Source organism: Actinotalea endophytica, assembly GCF_025717005.1.
GTDB lineage: Bacteria > Actinomycetota > Actinomycetes > Actinomycetales > Cellulomonadaceae > Actinotalea.
This window is the reverse complement of record NZ_JAOVZU010000001.1, coordinates 385380-402030: the sequence shown is the minus strand read 5'-3', so window position 1 is coordinate 402030 and position 16651 is coordinate 385380. Positions and strand designations below refer to the sequence as shown.

The following is a 16651-nucleotide window of genomic DNA, read 5'->3' as shown; positions in this document are numbered from 1 at the left end:
ACGTTAGGACGATGCGCGGTAGGTTGTCAATCAACCGTGACCGAACTGTCACCTCCGGACGCGTCGCCTGTAGCCTGTGCCCGTTGCGGACGACGGCCCGCCCGGACGGCCCTGAGGAGGACTCCATGGCGCGCACCGGCACGCTCGTGACGCGGGTCGCCGAGGACCTGCGCAGCCGGCTCGCGGCCGGCGACCTGCCCCCCGGCTCGCGCCTTCCCACCGAGACCGAGCTCAGCGCCGAGTTCAAGGTCTCCCGGCCCACCGTGCGCGCTGCGCTGCGCGAGCTCGAGGCCCTCGGTCTGGTCCGGACGCAGCACGGCGTCGGCACCTTCGTGACGGAGCCGCCGGCGATCCGCGCGGGTCTGGAGCGGATGGACTCGATCACCGAGTCGATCCGGGCCACGGGCCGCGAGCCCGGCATGGTCTACGCGAGCCGCGTGGTGCGGCCGGTGCTGCCCGAAGAGGCCGCTCAGATGGGTGTTCCGGGCGACACCCAGGCGCTCGAGATCCGCCGGACGATCCTCGCCGACGGCGAGGTCGTGGCGTACTCCTACGACCTGATGCCGATGGCCGTGCTCCCCGAGGGGTTCGACCCGCAGACCCTCGACGGGTCGATCTTCGGCTTCTTCCGCAGCGAGCTGGGCATCTCCCCCGACCACGGCGTCGCGGAGATCCACGCGGTGACCTCCAACCACGTCGGCTGGGGCGCCGAGGCCGCCACGCACAACCTCTTCGTGCTGCTCGTGCAGAAGCACTACGACCGGGCCGACCGGCTGCTGCTCTACTCGCGCACCTACTTCATCGAGGGTCGCTACTCGTTCACCATCGTTCGGCGCGGCTGAGCGAGACCCTAGGCCCTTCGGGACTCTTGACGTAAGTCGATCTGCTGCTAGGTTGTCTGACAACTGCTCACACGTTGTCAGGAAGGTGCAGCATGCGCCGCCGTGGTGATGACGCCACCTCCCAGCTCCTCGACGAGCTGGTCACCGCCTCCAGGACCCTGGGTTCCGACCCGCGGCTCGTCCTGCACGGCGGCGGGAACACCTCTGTGAAGACCACCACGACGGACGTCACCGGGGAGCCCCGGACGCTGCTGTGGATCAAGGGCTCCGGGCACGACCTGGCCACGATCGGCCCGGACGGCTTCGCGCCGCTCCGGCTCGACCGGCTGCGCGCCCTGCTGCCCCCGACCGAGCTCACCGACCTCGAGCTGGCCAACGAGCTCCGCTGCGCGTGCGTGGACGCCGCGGCGCCGGACCCGTCCGTCGAGGTCCTCGTGCACGCCCTGGTCCCGCACCCCTGCGTGCTGCACTCGCACGCCGACGCGATCCTCGCGCTGACGCACAGCCCGGACGGCGCGGCGCTCGTGGAGCAGCTCTACGGCACGCGTGTCGTGGTCGTGCCCTACGCGCAGCCCGGCCAGGCGCTCGCCGCCGCGTGCCTCGACGCGTGGCGTTCGCAGGCGCACCAGGACACCGAGGGCATCGTGGTGCTCGACCACGGCATCTTCGCGCTCGGGCAGAGCCCGGACGAGGCGCTCCAGCGGCACGCGGCTCTGATCGCGGTCGCCGAGGACCACCTGGCCGCCGCCCCCGCCCTGGCACCGGTGGACGCCGCACCTGCGGCCCCCGTCGACCCCGTCGAGGTCGCACGGCTCCGCGCACGGCTCTGCGAGGCGGCCGGGATGCCGCTGATCGTGAGGCGCAGCGACGACGAGCAGGTGCGGGCGTTCCTCGGCTCGCCCGAGCTGGTCGCGGCGTCCGCCCACGGCGTGCTCACACCGGATCACGTGCTGTGGACCAAGCGCGTCCCGCTGGTCGGCGACGACGTCGAGGCCTACGCCGAGTCCTACCGCGAGTACGTCGAGCGCAACGCGGCCCGCCGTGGCGTCACGGTCACGCCTCTGGACCCGGCGCCCCGCGTGGTGCTCGACCCGGCGCTCGGCCTGGTGACCGCAGGGCGAACCGCGACCGAGGCGCGGGCGGCCGAGGCGATCTACCGGCACACGATGGACACCATCGCCGCGTCCACCCGGCTCGGTGGCTACCGCGAGCTGGCCGACGACCACGTCTTCGACCTCGAGTACTGGTCGCTGCAACAGGCCAAGCTGCACCGTTCCCGCCCGTCGGGAGCCCTGTCCGGGACGGTGGCCGTGGTCACCGGGGCGGCCTCGGGCATCGGCCGTGCGGCGGCGGCGGCCCTGCTCGGTGCGGGCGCGTGCGTGGTCGGCTGGGACGTCTCGCCCGACGTCTCGACCACGTTCGACGCACCGTCGTGGCTCGGGCTCACCGTGGACGTCACCGACGGCGACGCCGTGCGCGCGGCGATCGCGGCGGGCGTGGACACGTTCGGCGGCCTGGACATCCTCGTGGTCGCGGCGGGCATCTTCCCGGGTGCGGCGCACCTGAGCGAGCTCGCGCCGAGCGCCTGGCGCCGGACGATGTCGGTGAACGTGGACTCGGTGGCCCTGCTCTACGGCGCCGCCCACCCGTTCCTCGCGCTCGCCCCACGAGGCGGGCGGGTCGTCGTGATCGCGTCCAAGAACGTGCCGGCTCCCGGCCCCGGCGCCGCCGCGTACTCGGCGTCGAAGGCTGCCCTGACCCAGCTCTCCCGGGTCGCGGCGCTCGAGTGGGCCGGCGACGGGATCCGGGTCAACATGCTCCACCCGGATGCCGTGTTCGACACCGGCCTGTGGACGCCCGAGCTGCTCGCCGCACGTGCCGAGCACTACGGCATGTCCGTCGACGACTACAAGCGCCGCAACATGCTGCACGCCGAGGTGACCAGCGCAGACGTCGGGCGCCTCGTGGTGGCGATGGCGGACGACACGTTCCGCTGCACGACCGGCGCTCAGGTCCCGATCGACGGCGGGAACGAGCGCGTGATCTGACCGCTCCTGCCCGGCCCGACGACCCGGCAGGACCCGACCGCACCTGACCGCACCCCACCGCACCCGACCGCACCCGACGGAGGAATCGTGCACGAAGCCTCGATGGCCGCCCCCGACTACCGCAACGGCGACTGGGGGCCCGCCTACCTGATCCAGACCCCGAGCAGCGACATGGGCGTGCTGCGCCTCGGCCCCGGGGACGCGATGCCCAACCACCTGCACCGGCACTGCGACGAGTCCTTCGTGGTGATCGAGGGCCGCGCGAGCCTGTGGGTGGACGCGACCACCCGCCACGACATGACCACCGACACGGTCTTCCGGTGCGTGCCCGGCGAGATGCACTACCTGGTCAACGACTCCGACGCGCCGTTCCGGTGCCTGTTCATCAAGTCCCCCGCGAGCCCCGGGGACACCGTGACCGTGCCCTGGACCCCCGGCGAGCCCGCCCCGGTCGCGCCCGCCTGAACCCTCGGCGCCGGGAGCCGCCCGGCCCTGTCCCACCCCGCCGGCGAGACCGGTGACGATCGGCGGCCCGCCGCCAGAGAAAGGACTCGAGATGGCTGATCTCGACAGCACCGTCGCGGCCAAGGACTTCGGCCTCGGCACCCCGCAGACCGTCCCGGCCTCGCCCGTCAAGGGCAGCGACCAGCTCGACTTCGGCATGCGGCACCGCCTCGGCCGGATCTTCTCCCCCGCCGGCCGCACCGTGATGCTCGCGTTCGACCACGGGTACTTCCAGGGCCCGACGCGCGGCCTCGAGCGGGTCGACCTCAACATCGTGCCGCTCGCACCGTGGGCGGACGCGCTGATGGCCACCCGCGGCATCATCCGCACCGTCGTGCCCGCGGCGAGCCCGAACGCGCTCGTGCTGCGGGCGTCCGGCGGGCCGTCGATCCTCAAGGAGCTCTCGAACGAGCAGATCGCGATGGACATGGCCGACGCGGTGCGGATCGACGCCGCAGCGGTCGCCGTGCAGGTGTTCATCGGCGGCGAGAACGAGACCCAGTCGGTGCACAACATGACCCGTCTGGTCGACCAGGGCCTCGCGACCGGCATCCCGGTGGTCGGCGTGACCGCGGTCGGCCGCGAGCTGACGCGTGACGCCCGCTACCTGGGCCTGGCGACCCGGATCATCGCCGAGCTCGGCGCGCAGATCGTGAAGACCTACTACTGCGAGACGGACTTCGCGGACGTCACCGCCGGGTGCCCCGTTCCGGTGATCATGGCCGGCGGCAAGAAGCTCCCGGTGGCCGACGCGCTGACGATGGCCTGGCGGGCCGTGGACCAGGGCGCCTCGGGCGTCGACATGGGCCGCAACATCTTCCAGCGCCAGGACCCGACCGCGATGATCCAGGCCGTGCGCGCGGTCGTGCACGACGGCGCCTCGCCCGCCGACGCGACCGAGATGTACGCGGACCTGTCCGGCGGGAAGCAGGACTGATGGGGGCGACGACCGGGAGCACCGAGGTCCAGCTCCGCGAGCAGGTCGTCCGGCTCGGCCGGGCGATGTGGGAGCGCGGCCTCGTGTCGGCCAACGACGGCAACGTCTCCGTCCGCCTCCCGGACGGCAACGTGCTGTGCACACCGACGGGGGTCTCCAAGGGCTTCATGACTCCCGAGATGCTCCCGGTCGTCGCGCTCGACGGGACGCCGCTCCGCGGCGAGCTGCGCCCCTCGTCCGAGGTGCTCATGCACCTGAGGGCCTACCTGGAGGACCCGGCGGTCGGGGCCGTGGTGCATGCACACCCGCTGCACGCGACCGCGTTCGCGATCAAGGGCGAGCCACTGACCGGCCTGATGATGCCGGAGAGCGTGGTCGCGATGCCCGAGGTACCGCTCGCGCCCTACGCGACACCGTCGACGTCGCAGGTGCCCGACTCGATCGCGCCGTTCGTGCGGTCCCACACGGGTTGCCTGCTCGAGCACCACGGCGCGTTGACCTGGGGCCCCGATCTGATGACGGCGTACCTGGCGATGGAGCGTCTCGAGTACACCGCGCGGATCACGGTGCTGGCGCGCCAGATCGACGGTGAGCGCCAGCTCAGCCCGGAGCGGGTCGCCGAGGTGCGCCGGCGCTTCGGCATCCCCGCCTGACCTGGCGCGCACCCCACCTGAACGTCGACGAACCCCCTGCGGTCGGATCCGCCGGGGGTTCGTCGTGGGTCGGTGGTGAGCCGGCCCACGCTGAGCAGGCACGTCGCGAACGGGCCGATGGCGAACCGGCCAGTGGTGAACCGGTGGTGGTGGACCGGCCGGTGGCGGACCGGTGGTGGTGGACCGGCCAGTGGTGGACCGGTGGTGGTGGACCGGCCAGTGGTGGACCGGTGGTGGTGGACCGGCCGGTGGCGGACCGTCAGTAGGTGGTCAGGCCGTGCGCGCGGAACTGGTCGCGCACCCGCTCGACCTGCTCGACCGTGGGCGGCTCGACGTCGTCGAGCTCGTAGTCCAGGCCGAGCGAGGACCACTTGTCGCGGCCCATCTGGTGGAACGGAAGGACCTCGACGCGGGTCACGGTGGACAGGCTCGCCGCGTACTCGGCGACCGCCTCGACGTTCTGCTCGTCGTCGGTCAGGCCGGGCACCAGGACGAACCGGATCCAGATCTCGGTGCCGGACTCGGCGATCCTTCGGCCGAACTGCAGGGTCGGCTCGAGCTCGCGGCCGGTGACCCGCTTGTAGGTCTCCGGGATGCCCGACTTGACGTCCAGCAGCACGAGGTCGATGTCCTCGAGCATCTCGTCGCTGCAGTGCCGGCCGAGGAAGCCGGAGGTGTCGATCGCGGTGTGCAGGCCGAGCTCCTTGGCGCCGCGCAGCAGTCGCGCGGTGAAGGCCGGCTGCATGAGCGGCTCGCCGCCGGAGACCGTGAGGCCACCGTTCATCGCCTTGAGCACCGGTGCACGGCGACGCAGCCGGTCGAGCAGCTCGGTCACGGGGACCGGGGTGCCGCGGCGCATCTCCATCGTGTCCGGGTTGTGGCAGTACAGGCAACGCAGCGGGCAGCCGGAGAGGAAGGCCGTCATCCGGGTCCCGGGACCGTCCACCGCGGTGACGAGCTCCCAGGAGTGCACCGAGCCGAGCTCGCCGGCGCGGACCTGCGCGAAGCGCTCGGCCCGGTCGAGCTCCTCGGCCTGGGCCAGGCCGGCGGTGCCGTTGGTCGCACGCGTCGACGACCCCGCCACCAGGGGCGAGGTGAGGGTGACGATCGGGGCGCCCTCACAAGTCGTCGTAGTCATGGGATCATTCTGCGCGACGGAGTCGTCCCCTGTCATGGGACCTTTGGGCAATTGATGGGACGACTTCACGCGTGGGCAGGCCGCTGGTGCGTCCACTCGGCGTGATCGGACGGTCGCAAGCCCAGCGCACGGCCACCGCCGCTGCCGTGCGCCGAGTTCGGGGTTTTGCGCCGAGTTCGGGTCTTGTGCACCCCGATCTCGAGCCGATACCCCGATCTCGGTGCTCATGGGCCGGGTCCGTCCGCACATGCCGCTGGTGGCATGGCTTCCCGGGGCACTGGTGCGGTGTCCCTCCCTTGGGCAGCAGGCCGTCGGTCGCGGGGAGTGGGAACTAGTCTCTCGGTGACTCCGGGGTCTCGCCCGAGTGCGGTCTGGTGCGCGGGGGTGGTTGCTTTGTCGTCGCTGGTGGGGCCGCGACCGGCGCGAGCGGACGTCGTTCTGCGGATCCCTGCGCCGAGGGCCCTCGCGCCTGCGGTGGCCGCTGCGGTGGGCGGTATCGCCTGGTTGGCGGTCGCCGTACCAGATCTGCCCTCCGGTAGTGGGTTCGCCTGGCTCATGTGCGTTGGTGCCGGGTTCCTGCTCGCCTTGTCGGCGTTGATGGTCCGCGGGGCGCTGGTTCCCGCGGTGCTCACCGCGACGGCGGTGGCCACCCCGCGGCCGGTTCGCGGATGGACGGTTGTTCCCTTGGCTCGGGTCTCGGGCGTCGGCCTGCGCTTCCACTCCGGCGGCAACGCCCGGAACTCCCGCTGGGTGCTGTGGGTCTGGACCGACTCCGGCGAGCCGGTCGCCATCAAGGCGGCGCCGCCGAGTCGCTCCGCACCGCCCGGGCAAGGCAAGGTCCTCCACAGCTGGACGAACTATGTGCCACCTCTCGACTGGGACTACCTCGCGGGTGGTCCCAGCGGCACAGCCGCCATCGCTGTCAACGAAGCGGTCCTCGCCGCCCAGGGCCCCGACGGTCTCCTCGCACGCGAGCGGCGCGAAAGCGACTCCAGCACCGCCGGCGATCTGCAGACCGCGTACTGGTCACCGAACGGCCAGATCGGCCCGCTCGTGAACGTACGCGGCCTCGGTAGGACCTGAGGAGGGCGAGGTCGCGTGGTGGGGGTTGGCGGCGCATTGCGGACCGGCGCCATGATGAGGTGTGGCTGTCAGACGCGTTGACGGGGCGCCCTTGTCGCACCTTGGCGAGGAGCTGCGGCAGGGCCGGCCGGAGTTCACCGACGATGGGCGCTTCTGGGACGGTGCTCGGCTGTACGCGCAGCGCGACCAGCGCGTGCGAAGTGGCGCGTCGAACGTCCTTCGAGCGGCCTCCGTTCTTGTTGAAGCCCGCATGGACTGTTGCCCGGGCGAAGTCCTCTGCGGGACCAAGCGCATCGTCGGCGAGCATGACCGCAGGATCATCCGCGAGGCGGGTTTCGTGCGATTCCGTGAGCCGAGGGGCACCTGGAGGTGTGGGAGTCCGACGACGGATTCACTCTCGCGATGCTCGTCGGCCACGTGACCCGACCTGTTGAGCACGGGCCAAAATAGTTCGCACCGCCATGCCCCGGATGGCATGGCCGCACGGCGTCGCCCGCGCAGACGATCCACCCCCGAGGGTCGTCCGGCGTGGACTTGCGTCCGGCTACGCACAGGACGGACGCACTCAGGAGGCCGCGAGCTCCTCCTCGGTCGCCCTGCGCACGACGATGCGCGTCCAGGCACCGATGTAGACCCGGTCGTCCTCGGTGAGCTCGCGCCGCTCACCCGGCACCAGCGGGACCGTCGGCAGCGGGCCGCTGGCCGCCCCCACATAGGTGCCGTTGGAGGACTGGAGGTCCTCGATCCACCACCGCGAGCCGTCGGTGGTCAGCTGCGCCTGGCGACGGCTCACCCCGACGTCGCTCCCGCAGTCGATCTCCGGGTGGATGTTGCGGCTCCGCGAGAACCGGCCGACCAGCAGGCTGCGGACGGTGAGCGGCACGACCGCGGGCAGTCCCGGCGACGGGCAGGGGTCGTCGGCCTCCTGCTCGGCGTACCACGCCGGGTCGACCCAGATCTCCGCGACCCAGGCCGGCTGGACCGGCGGGGCGAGGGGTGCGGGCGACGCATCGGGCGACGCGGTGCCGGCGTCCGCAGCGGGAGCGGTGGCACCGCGCGGCAGGGCGCCGGTGGTGAAGTCGTAGCCGCACGCCTCGCAGAACAGCGCACCCGGTCGGTTGACGGTGTGGCAGTGCGGGCATTCGGGGCTCGACCCCGCCGGCCCGGGTGGGGCGTCCGGCGCGGCGGCGGTGGAGGACGCGGCGGGCACCGGGGGCGCTGCGGTCGGCGGCGCGGGGGGCACGGCGCTCGACGGGCCCGGGAACCCGGCAGAGCCGGGGCCCGCCCCGGAGCCAGAGCCCGACCCGGCGCCCGTCCCCGAGCCCGATCCGGCGCCCGTCCCCGAGCCCGATCCGGCGCCCGTCCCCGAGCCCGATCCAGAGCTCGCACCCACGCCGGAGCCAGAGCCCGCACCCACACCCGCACCCACACCCGCACCCACACCCGCACCCACACCCGCACCCGCGTCGATCGGCGCGCCGCACGTGTCGCAGTAGTCCGTCGCGGTGCTGGTGTGCCCCTGCGGGCAGACCACGCTCACGAGCGCACCCGCGTGGTCTTGGTCGACGTGGTGTCCAACGCCATCTCGTCGAGCTTGTCGACGTCGCGGCGGAGCCTGACCTTGCCGGTCGCCGCCTCGTCGATCTCGACGACCTTGCGGAGCTTGGCGGTGACCTCGGCGTTGCCGGTCTCGGCGGCGAGCTGCGCGGCACGACCGAGCTTGGCCGTCGCCGTGCGGTCGTCGCCCGACGCCTTGGCGGCCAGGCCGTCCTGGATCGCCTCGGCGAGCTCGGTCTGTCCGGTGTAGTGCGCGACCTCGGGGCTGATCTGCGCCGTCAGCGACGAGTCGTCCGACCACATCGCCTTGACCAGCCCCTGGGCGACGACCTGGTCCCGCACCGCGAGCTGCACGCGCGCCGCGAGCTGCTCCTGGCCCACCGCGCGCGCGGCGGGCAGCCGCACGGCGACGTGGTAGTCGCGTTGCTCGTCGCCCCAGCTCCCGGTCGGGTACGCCCCGGTCAGCGGGTTCAGCTCACGGCGCCTCGGCGTCAGGTCCTCCACGCTCGGGGCGACCTGGCGGACGAACAGCACCTGCGCCCCCTGCGGGGCCCACACCCGCAGGTCGGCCGAGGCGACGCCGCGCGCCATCGCCTGGCGCATCAGCATCGCGAACTCCTCGGCCATCTGCTCGGGCTGCGGGATCAGGTCCACGCTGCCCATCAGCGTCGACGCGATCCGGCGGAGCTCGCCGACCTCCCAGTTCGCGCCGACGCCGCGGCAGTCCACCTGGAGGTGGCCGGCGGCGCGGGCCATCCGGGCGTCGAGCTCGTACGGCTGCTCGTGCTGGTTCTTCCCGTCGGTGAGCAGGATCGCGTGCGCCTGGTTCACGCTCGGGACCGCCTGCACGAGGGTCGCCGCGAGCTCGAGCCACGTGCCCATCGCCGTGCCGCCGTCCGGGGCGAGCGAACCGAGCGCGGCCCGTGCCTGCTCGCGTGTGCGCGGGTCCATCCACGCCATCGCAGTCCCGTCGAACGGGAAGACCAGCCGGGCCGTGTGGGTGCCGGCCACCAGGGCGAACCAGGTGCCGTCGATGATCTGGTCGAGCGCGGCGGCCGCCGCCGCCTGGGCCGCGCGGACGCCGGGCCAGCCCATCGACGCCGAGGTGTCGACGATGACGATCTCGCCGGCGTCCCCCTCGCTCGTGGCACCCGCCTGGCCCGCACCCGCGCAGGCGATCGTGACGATCGCGTGGACGTCCGTGCTCCCGCCCGCGAGGTACTCGTTCTGGTAGACCGCAGCCGAGAACTCGGTCATCGCTCCGCCCCTTCTGCCGGCCCACCGGCCGGCCGCGTGCCGTCGGCACCGAGCCGCGCCAGCACCACCGTGATGTTGTCATGCCCGCCCTGCTCGTTGGCCCAGTCGACCAGCGCCGACGCGAGGTCGAGCGGATCCTCGCCGACCGCGGCGGCCGCCGAGCGAAGCTGCTCGCGCAGCGCGGCAGCCTCCGAGCAGTAGTTCCACAGCCCGTCCGAGCACAGGACCAGCCAGCCGGCCCGGTCGACCTCGAGCGTGGTCAGCCGAGGTTTCTCGTCGGGCGAGTCGACACCCAGCCACCGCGTGATCGCGTGCGCCTGAGGCCCCGCCTCGGCCTCGGCCCGGGGCCGGCCCGCGGCGATCTGCTGGCCGGCGACCGAGTCGTCGAGGGTGAGCAGCACAGGCTCGTCGTCGTCCGGCAGCCAGTACGCGCGGCTGTCGCCGACCACGCCGACCACCACGACCGGCAGCTGGACCGCGGCCGCGACGAACGTGCACGACGGAGGGCTGTCCACGCCGTCCGAGGTGGCGGCGGCCACGGCCGAGGCGGCCGCTGCTGCAGCCGCACCGATCCTCGCCCCGAGCGCCGCCGCCAGCGCCGAACCGGTCGCCAGACCCGCGGACCCGGCGAGGACACCGGCGGCCGCGCGGGCTGCCTCGAGGCTCGCCACGTCCGAGTCGGCCGCGCTGGACACCCCGTCGCACACCACGAGCGCAGCCCGATCGGCCGGCTCCGCGACCACGGCCGCCGCGTCCTCGTTGCGGTCGTGACGGATCCCGCGGTCACTGACGGCCGCCACCCACGCGGCTGGCCGGGACGCGAGGTGGTCCCGCGGCCGGGGGGCCTTCGCTCCGCACTGCGTGCAGTAGCCGTCGGGGTCGATCTCACCGCCACACTCGTGGCAGGTCCGCGGCGCGACCGCCCGCCGGCCCCAGGCCAAGGGTGCGGTCGCTTCGCTCTCCGCATCGGTCTCGGCGCCGGTCTCGACGCCGGTGGCCGCATCGGTACCGGCACCGGTGGCGACCGCCAGGTCGTCGGCCGACTGGCCCCCCGGTGCGGCGGGCGCCACTCGGGGAAGGTCCGCCCCGCACTCCTCGCAGAACCGGTCGTCGGCGGCCACGCGCGTGCCGCACTGCGGGCAGACGGTCACAGCATCGTCCACCGTCGGACCCCGTTCGCCGCATCCACCAGGGCCACCCGCTCCGACGGTTCGTCGGTCACCTGGGCGAGCGCGCGGTAGGTCTCCTCGAGCCCGTCGCGCAGCACCGGCTCGACCGCCCGCCACCGGCCGATCATGATCGCCGGCTGCGGGCCGGTCCGCCGGACCTCGCCCAGCGCGCGGGACAGCACCGCGGCGGCGACCTGCAGGCGTTCCTTCGGGTCGATCCCCGCGACCTCGATGCTGGCCATCGCCTCGGCGAGAGCCGGGAGGCCGCCGTTCGTGGCGAGCAGCGCCTCGGCACGGTGGAACCGCGCCTCGGGGTACGCCCGACTGGTCGCCGGCACGAGCTCGAGCGCAGCCACCGCATCCCCGACCGAGGCCCGGGTGGCCCGGATCCGGGCCAGCGCGAAGGCCGCCGGGGGCACGTACGCCGCATCGGTGCGCGCGCACGTGGAGTACAGCGCGTCGGCGATGTCCAGCTCACCGGTGTGCTCGCACGCGAGGGCGAGGGCGAGCTTCGGCGCCAGCTCCCCCGGGACCTGGCCGTACACGGCGTTGAACGCCGCCTGCGCGGCCGGACCGTCGTTCGCGACGAGCGCCGCGAGGCCCTGCAGCCACACGGCTCGCCACTCCCACGGGTCGGCCGCGAGCAGCTCGTCGGCCAGCGGGGCGACCGCGGGAGCCTGTCCGGCGAGCAGCGCGGCACGTCCCTGGGCCAGCACGACCTCGGGCGACCGCTCGGGCGCCTGGGCCAGGGCCGCGAGCCGCGCCTGCGGGTCCTCCACCCCGAGGGTCGCGAGCCAGCCGGACTGCGGGTCGCCGGGGTCGACGAGCAGCCGCGGGATGTCGCGCCAGGTGAGCTCCGAGGCCGCCACGTCGGGCGCCGCGAAGTTCAGCGACGGCGCCGCCAGGGTGGCGGCCGCGTCGCCACGGTCGGTCGCGACGACCTCGCGCAGCACCCCGTGCAGCTGCACGCGCAGCTCGGCGACGGTCGCGAACCGGTCGGCAGGGTCGGGCGCGCACGCCTTCGCGACGAGGCGGTAGAACGCGTCGTAGCGCTGGAACAGCGGGGTCTCGCCGACCGGCGGGAGCGAGGCGACGTAGGTGGACTGGTAGCCGCGGAACTCCATCGCGAGCACCAGCAGGGTGCGCCCGATCGTGTAGACGTCCGAGGCGACGCTGACGCCGTCGGTGGGCACCTCGGGCGCCTGGTAGCCGACCGTGCCGTAGATCGCCGAGTCGGCGTCGTCGAACCGACGCACCCCGCCCAGGTCGATCAGCTTGACGTCGTCACCGACCTGGATCAGGTTGTCCGGCTTGAAGTCGCAGAAGACCAGCCCCAGGTCGTGCAGGTACTCGAAGGCCGGGAGGATCTCCAGGACGAAGGCGATCGCCTGGTCCAGCGGGAACGGGTCGTAGCGCCCGGCCGCGGCCATCCGATCCTTGAGGATCTGCTTGAGCGAGATGCCGCCGACGTACTCCATGACGGTGTAGCCGGCCCCGTCGTGCACCGCGAAGTTGTAGATCTCCACGATCCTCGGGTGCTCGACCTGGGCGAGGAACTGCCGTTCGGCGATCGCCGCGGCCTGGGCGTCCGCGTCACCGGTGTTCAGCAGGCCCTTGAGCACGACCCAGCGGTCGGACACGTTGCGGTCGCGAGCGAGGTAGATCCAGCCGAGGCCGCCGTGCGCGAGCGCGCCGGCCACCTCGTACTGCCCGCCGACGAGGTCGCCCGGGGCAAGTGTCGGGTCGAACGAGTACTTGGTGCGGCACTGCGGGCAGAACCCCTCGGTGCGCCCCGGCCGTCCGTCGATCGAGCGTCCGACGGGCGCACCGCACGACGGGCAGAACCGCTTCTCCTCGGCGACCTGGGGGTCGGTGAGGATGGCGTGGACCGGGTCGATCGGCGGCTGCGGTGCGACCGTGGTCAGGCCGGCGCCGAGCCGTGCGGCCCGCAGCCGTCGGGACGCGGTGCCGACCCGACGGGTCACCCCGGTCCGGCCGCGGGCCGAGCCGATCGCGGTCGACGCCAGGCGGCTCGAGGTCCGCGTCGACGTCGACACGTCACCCGGCACGACGGGTGCGGTCACCGGTGCAGCGTCCGGCGGCGACCCGCAGATGTCGCAGTAGCCGTCGACGATCGCGCCGGTGCAGCCCGGCTGGGTGCAGGCGGCCATCAGAGTCCTCCTCGGGTGGCGTCGGGCGGCGGGGCCAGCAAGGTCCGGTAGGCCGCGACGGCGGCCCGGGAACGGTCCAGGTCTGCCGGCCGCTGGTCGACCACGTCGGCGGCGAGCGCGGCCAGGCCGACCACCTCGGGCCGCGCGTCGAGGCCGGTCGCGGCGGCCTTGGCCCGGTAGCCGTCCAGCAGGGCGCGCAGCTCGCTCAGCTCGGCGACCGGTTCGCGGTAGGCGCGCTCGACCACGTCCATGGCCCGCGCGACGTCGCCGAGCCGGTCGAGGTAGGCCTCGACGGCGGCCGGGTCGCCCGGGACCGGGCCGAGGGCCTCGACCCGCGGCACCGCGAGCACCGGCGCGGGCCGGACCGACGCGACGCACTCGTCGACCACGGCGGCCACGGCCTCGCCGCGAGCCGCCAACCGGCTCCGCAGCTCCTCGGCACGTGCCCGGTCCCGTTCCGCGTCCCGACGCGTGGCGGCCGCGACGATCAGGTCACGCTCGGCGATCGCGACATCGGTCTCCAGCGGCCCGACCATGCCGCCGACGTCCGCACCCCGCCGCGCGCGGTCGACCAGGTCCGTCGCGCGGCGGTCCAACGCGTCGAGCCGACCGACCGCGTCGGCCCGGCCCGCGGGCGGGACGTCGGCCACCAGGTCGCGGATCCGCTCGAGGGCCGCGCGCACGGATCGCAGCCGCGTGCCGAGCCCATGGTCGACGGGGTCCAGCGAGAGCCGCCGACGCAGCTGGGCGACGACCGCGTCGGACAGCCGGCAGGCCTCGGGCAGCGACACGGCCAGGGCGCCGCCGTCCCCGAGCCTGCCCCACACCATCGCGGAGAGGCGCTGCAGCTCGGTCGGCCCCACCCGTCCGGAGTCCCAGACGTCCTCGAGCTCGTCGGCGCGGGTCGCGACCGCCTGCCACAGCGTCATGGCCAAGGTCATGTCGCCGGTCAGCGCGGCCCGGTCCGGGGAGGCCAGAGCAGCGTCGTCGAGCTCGTCGAGCTCGTGGCGCCTGCCGTCGCGCCAGGAGCCGAGATCCCGCAGGAACGCGAGCATCGCGCCGGGCTCGACGGGTTCACCCGGGCGGCCGGGCGCGGCCGGAGCGCTGATCATCGCCCGTAGACCGACGGCGGCGGGGCGTCGATCGGTCCGAGGGCCGGCGCGAGCCACCTGTCGTAGGAGGCCATCCAGGTGCCGTCGGCCTTGGCCTGGTCGAGGACCGCGTTGACGAAGCTCACCAGGTCGACCTGGTCGGGCGCCATCGCGAGACCGTAGGGCTCGTCGCTGAACGCGTCGCCGATCACCTTGGCGTACGGGTCCTGCGCGGCCAGGCCGGCGAGCACGGTGTCGTCGCCGGTGATGGCGTCGACCTCGCCCTGCTGGAACTTCACCAGGCAGTCGGTGTGCGTCGTGCCCGCCACGGGGATCACGTCGGGGTACTCGTCGAGCCGGGCGAGGCTGGTCGAGCTCGCGGGCGCGCAGACCCGGGCCCCGTCCAGGTCGGCCATCGACGTCGCCGTGGAGTCCAGCGTGACGAGCACCTTCTGACCGGACCGGTAGTACTCGGCGGAGAAGGCGACCTGCTCCCACCGGTCGCACGTGATCGTCATGTTCCGCGCCACCAGGTCGACCTCGTGGTCGACCAGCACCGGGATGCGCTGGGCCGCGGTGATCACCCGCAGCTCGATCGCGTCCGGGTCGCCGAGGATCGCCGCCGCGACGAGCCTCGCCATGTCGATGTCGAAGCCCTGGATCTGACCGCTGATCGGGTCGCGTGCACCGAGCAGCAGCGAGTCCGCCGAGACCCCGACGATGAGCCGCCCGCGCTCACGGATCGCCGCCATGGTCGAACCGGCCGGCAGGTCGGTCGGCCCGGGCAGCGGGTCCAACGGGTCGTACGAGGCCAGGACGTCCTCGCAGGCGACCGGCTCGGAGGCGCTCGAGGACGAGCCCGAAGAGGCCGTGGCCGACTCGCTGGGCGACGGCGAGGGGACCACGGTCTCGTCGTACGCGTCGGTGCAACCGGCCAGGGCCGTGGCGAGGACCAGGGCGATCGGCAGCACGCGCACCGCGAGGCGGCTCATCGGTACTCCTCGATCCGGGTGCCGAGCCCGCGCCACGAGAGCGCCGCGACCAGGAGCCCCACCAGGGCGCCCGCGAGCGCCAGGACGATCGTGCTGCCGCGCGGCCGGTCGAGCGCTGCGGTCACGTCGGCGCCCGCCTGGTCGAGCGCTGCGGTGGACGTCTCGTCGAACGCCGCGAACGCGGCGTTCGCGCTACCGGGTTCGCGGCTGGTGGCCAGGGCCACGGCCTGGTCCCAGTCACCCCCGTCGTCGGCGGCCCGGATGTCCGCGTGCAGCGCGACGTACGCCGACCAGTCGTCCCGCGGGTCCGTCCCGCCGTAGGTCCAGTCCGTGGCGGCCTGCTCGTCCAACCGCTCGGTCGCCGTGCCGGACGCGGTCTGCCAGGCCTCCTCGAAGGCGGCGCCCGACCCGCGGGCGATCAGGGTGAGGCTCTCGTTCGACTTCGCGTCGAACGCGGCGATGCGCGCCTCGGACAGCGCGCGGGCTGCCGCGTAGGGGCCGAGCTCGGCGGACCGCACAGCGCTCGAGAGCCCGGCCATCGCGGTGATCGCGACCACGAGGTACACCGCGAGCAGCGTCGTGGCGGCCACCATCGGCAGGTTGAGGTAGCGGTGCGTACGCCGCGCCAGCCACACCATCGCCGCGACCAGGGCGAGCAGACCCAGCGCACCGGCCATCGAGACCCACAGCGCGTTCCGCGCGTTGCCGAGCTCGACGTCCACCCGGGTCTCGTTGGCGTCGATCAGCGCCGCGAGCGCGGGCAGCGAGTCGGCCCGGAGCCCGGCGCTGGCGTTCTTGAGGTACTGGGCTCCGACCGGCAGCGCCTGGCGGTTGTTCGCGCGGGCCAGCTCGACCGTGCCGGTGTAGCTCTGGATCTGCGTGGCCAGGTCGGCCAGCACCGTGGCGTCGGCGGGCTGCGCCTCGGCGGCGAAGGTGACCTGGCGCGCGGCCGTGGAGATCGCCTCGTCGTAGTCGGTCCGCAGCTCGGCGGGTTCGAGCCCGCCGACCAGGAACGCGTTGGTGACGTCGGCGTCGGCGCGCACCAGGCTCGTCTGGACGTCCTGGAGCCGGACCAGCTGGGCGGCGTTGGCGTCGGCCCGGGCCAGCGCCCGGTCGGCGCCGACGAACGTCTGCACCGACGCGGCCGCGACCAGCAGCCCGATGACGGCGAGACCGATGGCCATCAGCCGCATCGTGGCCGGGGTGCTG

Annotated in this window: 14 protein-coding genes; 6 read left to right on the top strand and 8 right to left on the bottom strand. The window is 73.6% G+C overall.

Annotated features, from left to right (window positions below; all coding sequences use genetic code 11):
• Window positions 1-125: 125 nt before the first annotated feature.
• From OEB99_RS01930 to OEB99_RS01910, 5 genes are all read left to right on the top strand, one after another.
• Window positions 126-842: a GntR family transcriptional regulator gene (locus OEB99_RS01930; protein WP_263507962.1), complete on the top strand. Its 717-nt coding sequence runs from the start codon at window positions 126-128 to the stop codon at window positions 840-842.
• A gap of 92 nt (window positions 843-934) precedes the next feature.
• On the top strand, window positions 935-2890 hold the full coding sequence (locus tag OEB99_RS01925; RefSeq protein WP_263507961.1) for a bifunctional aldolase/short-chain dehydrogenase: 1956 nt from the start codon (window positions 935-937) through the stop codon (window positions 2888-2890).
• 87 nt (window positions 2891-2977) lie between these two features.
• Window positions 2978-3355 carry a cupin domain-containing protein gene (locus OEB99_RS01920; RefSeq protein ID WP_263507960.1) on the top strand — a complete coding sequence of 126 codons (378 nt, stop codon included), beginning with the start codon at window positions 2978-2980 and terminating at the stop codon, window positions 3353-3355.
• A gap of 91 nt (window positions 3356-3446) precedes the next feature.
• Window positions 3447-4331, top strand: coding sequence for a 3-hydroxy-5-phosphonooxypentane-2,4-dione thiolase (lsrF, locus tag OEB99_RS01915; protein WP_263507959.1), 885 nt, complete (start codon window positions 3447-3449; stop codon window positions 4329-4331).
• Window positions 4331-4984, top strand: a complete 654-nt coding sequence (locus OEB99_RS01910; RefSeq protein ID WP_263507958.1) for a class II aldolase/adducin family protein — start codon at window positions 4331-4333, stop codon at window positions 4982-4984. Before lsrF ends, OEB99_RS01910 begins: the two co-directional genes overlap by 1 nt.
• A gap of 259 nt (window positions 4985-5243) precedes the next feature.
• On the opposite strand, the gene pflA is transcribed toward OEB99_RS01910, so the two are convergent.
• Window positions 5244-6122, bottom strand: coding sequence for a pyruvate formate-lyase-activating protein (gene pflA, locus OEB99_RS01905; protein WP_263507957.1), 879 nt, complete (start codon window positions 6120-6122; stop codon window positions 5244-5246).
• A 486-nt stretch (window positions 6123-6608) separates the two neighbouring features.
• On the opposite strand from pflA, the gene OEB99_RS01900 reads away from it, so the two are divergent.
• The gene (locus OEB99_RS01900; protein ID WP_263507955.1) at window positions 6609-7205 is read left to right on the top strand and encodes a hypothetical protein; all 597 of its coding nucleotides are present in this window, start codon (window positions 6609-6611) and stop codon (window positions 7203-7205) included.
• 565 nt (window positions 7206-7770) lie between these two features.
• Here OEB99_RS01900 and OEB99_RS01895 read toward each other — a convergent pair.
• The 7 genes from OEB99_RS01895 to OEB99_RS01865 form a co-directional block, all read right to left on the bottom strand.
• On the bottom strand, window positions 7771-8448 hold the full coding sequence (locus tag OEB99_RS01895) for an FHA domain-containing protein (protein ID WP_263507954.1): 678 nt from the start codon (window positions 8446-8448) through the stop codon (window positions 7771-7773).
• A gap of 293 nt (window positions 8449-8741) precedes the next feature.
• Window positions 8742-10019 (bottom strand): VWA domain-containing protein, encoded by a 1278-nt coding sequence (locus OEB99_RS01890; RefSeq protein ID WP_263507953.1) that lies wholly within the window; start codon window positions 10017-10019, stop codon window positions 8742-8744.
• Window positions 10016-11182, bottom strand: coding sequence for a PP2C family protein-serine/threonine phosphatase (locus OEB99_RS01885; RefSeq protein WP_263507952.1), 1167 nt, complete (start codon window positions 11180-11182; stop codon window positions 10016-10018). Before OEB99_RS01885 ends, OEB99_RS01890 begins: the two co-directional genes overlap by 4 nt.
• A complete protein-coding gene (locus tag OEB99_RS01880; protein WP_263507951.1) occupies window positions 11167-13359 on the bottom strand; it encodes a serine/threonine-protein kinase in 2193 nt (730 codons plus the stop codon). The genes OEB99_RS01885 and OEB99_RS01880 overlap by 16 nt, the downstream gene beginning before the upstream one ends.
• Window positions 13359-14471, bottom strand: a complete 1113-nt coding sequence (locus tag OEB99_RS01875; protein WP_263507950.1) for a hypothetical protein — start codon at window positions 14469-14471, stop codon at window positions 13359-13361. Before OEB99_RS01875 ends, OEB99_RS01880 begins: the two co-directional genes overlap by 1 nt.
• A complete protein-coding gene (locus OEB99_RS01870; protein ID WP_263507949.1) occupies window positions 14468-15442 on the bottom strand; it encodes a glutamate ABC transporter substrate-binding protein in 975 nt (324 codons plus the stop codon). The genes OEB99_RS01875 and OEB99_RS01870 overlap by 4 nt, the downstream gene beginning before the upstream one ends.
• Window positions 15439-16626 (bottom strand): hypothetical protein, encoded by a 1188-nt coding sequence (locus OEB99_RS01865; RefSeq protein ID WP_263507948.1) that lies wholly within the window; start codon window positions 16624-16626, stop codon window positions 15439-15441. Before OEB99_RS01865 ends, OEB99_RS01870 begins: the two co-directional genes overlap by 4 nt.
• Between the last annotated feature and the right edge of the window lie 25 nt (window positions 16627-16651).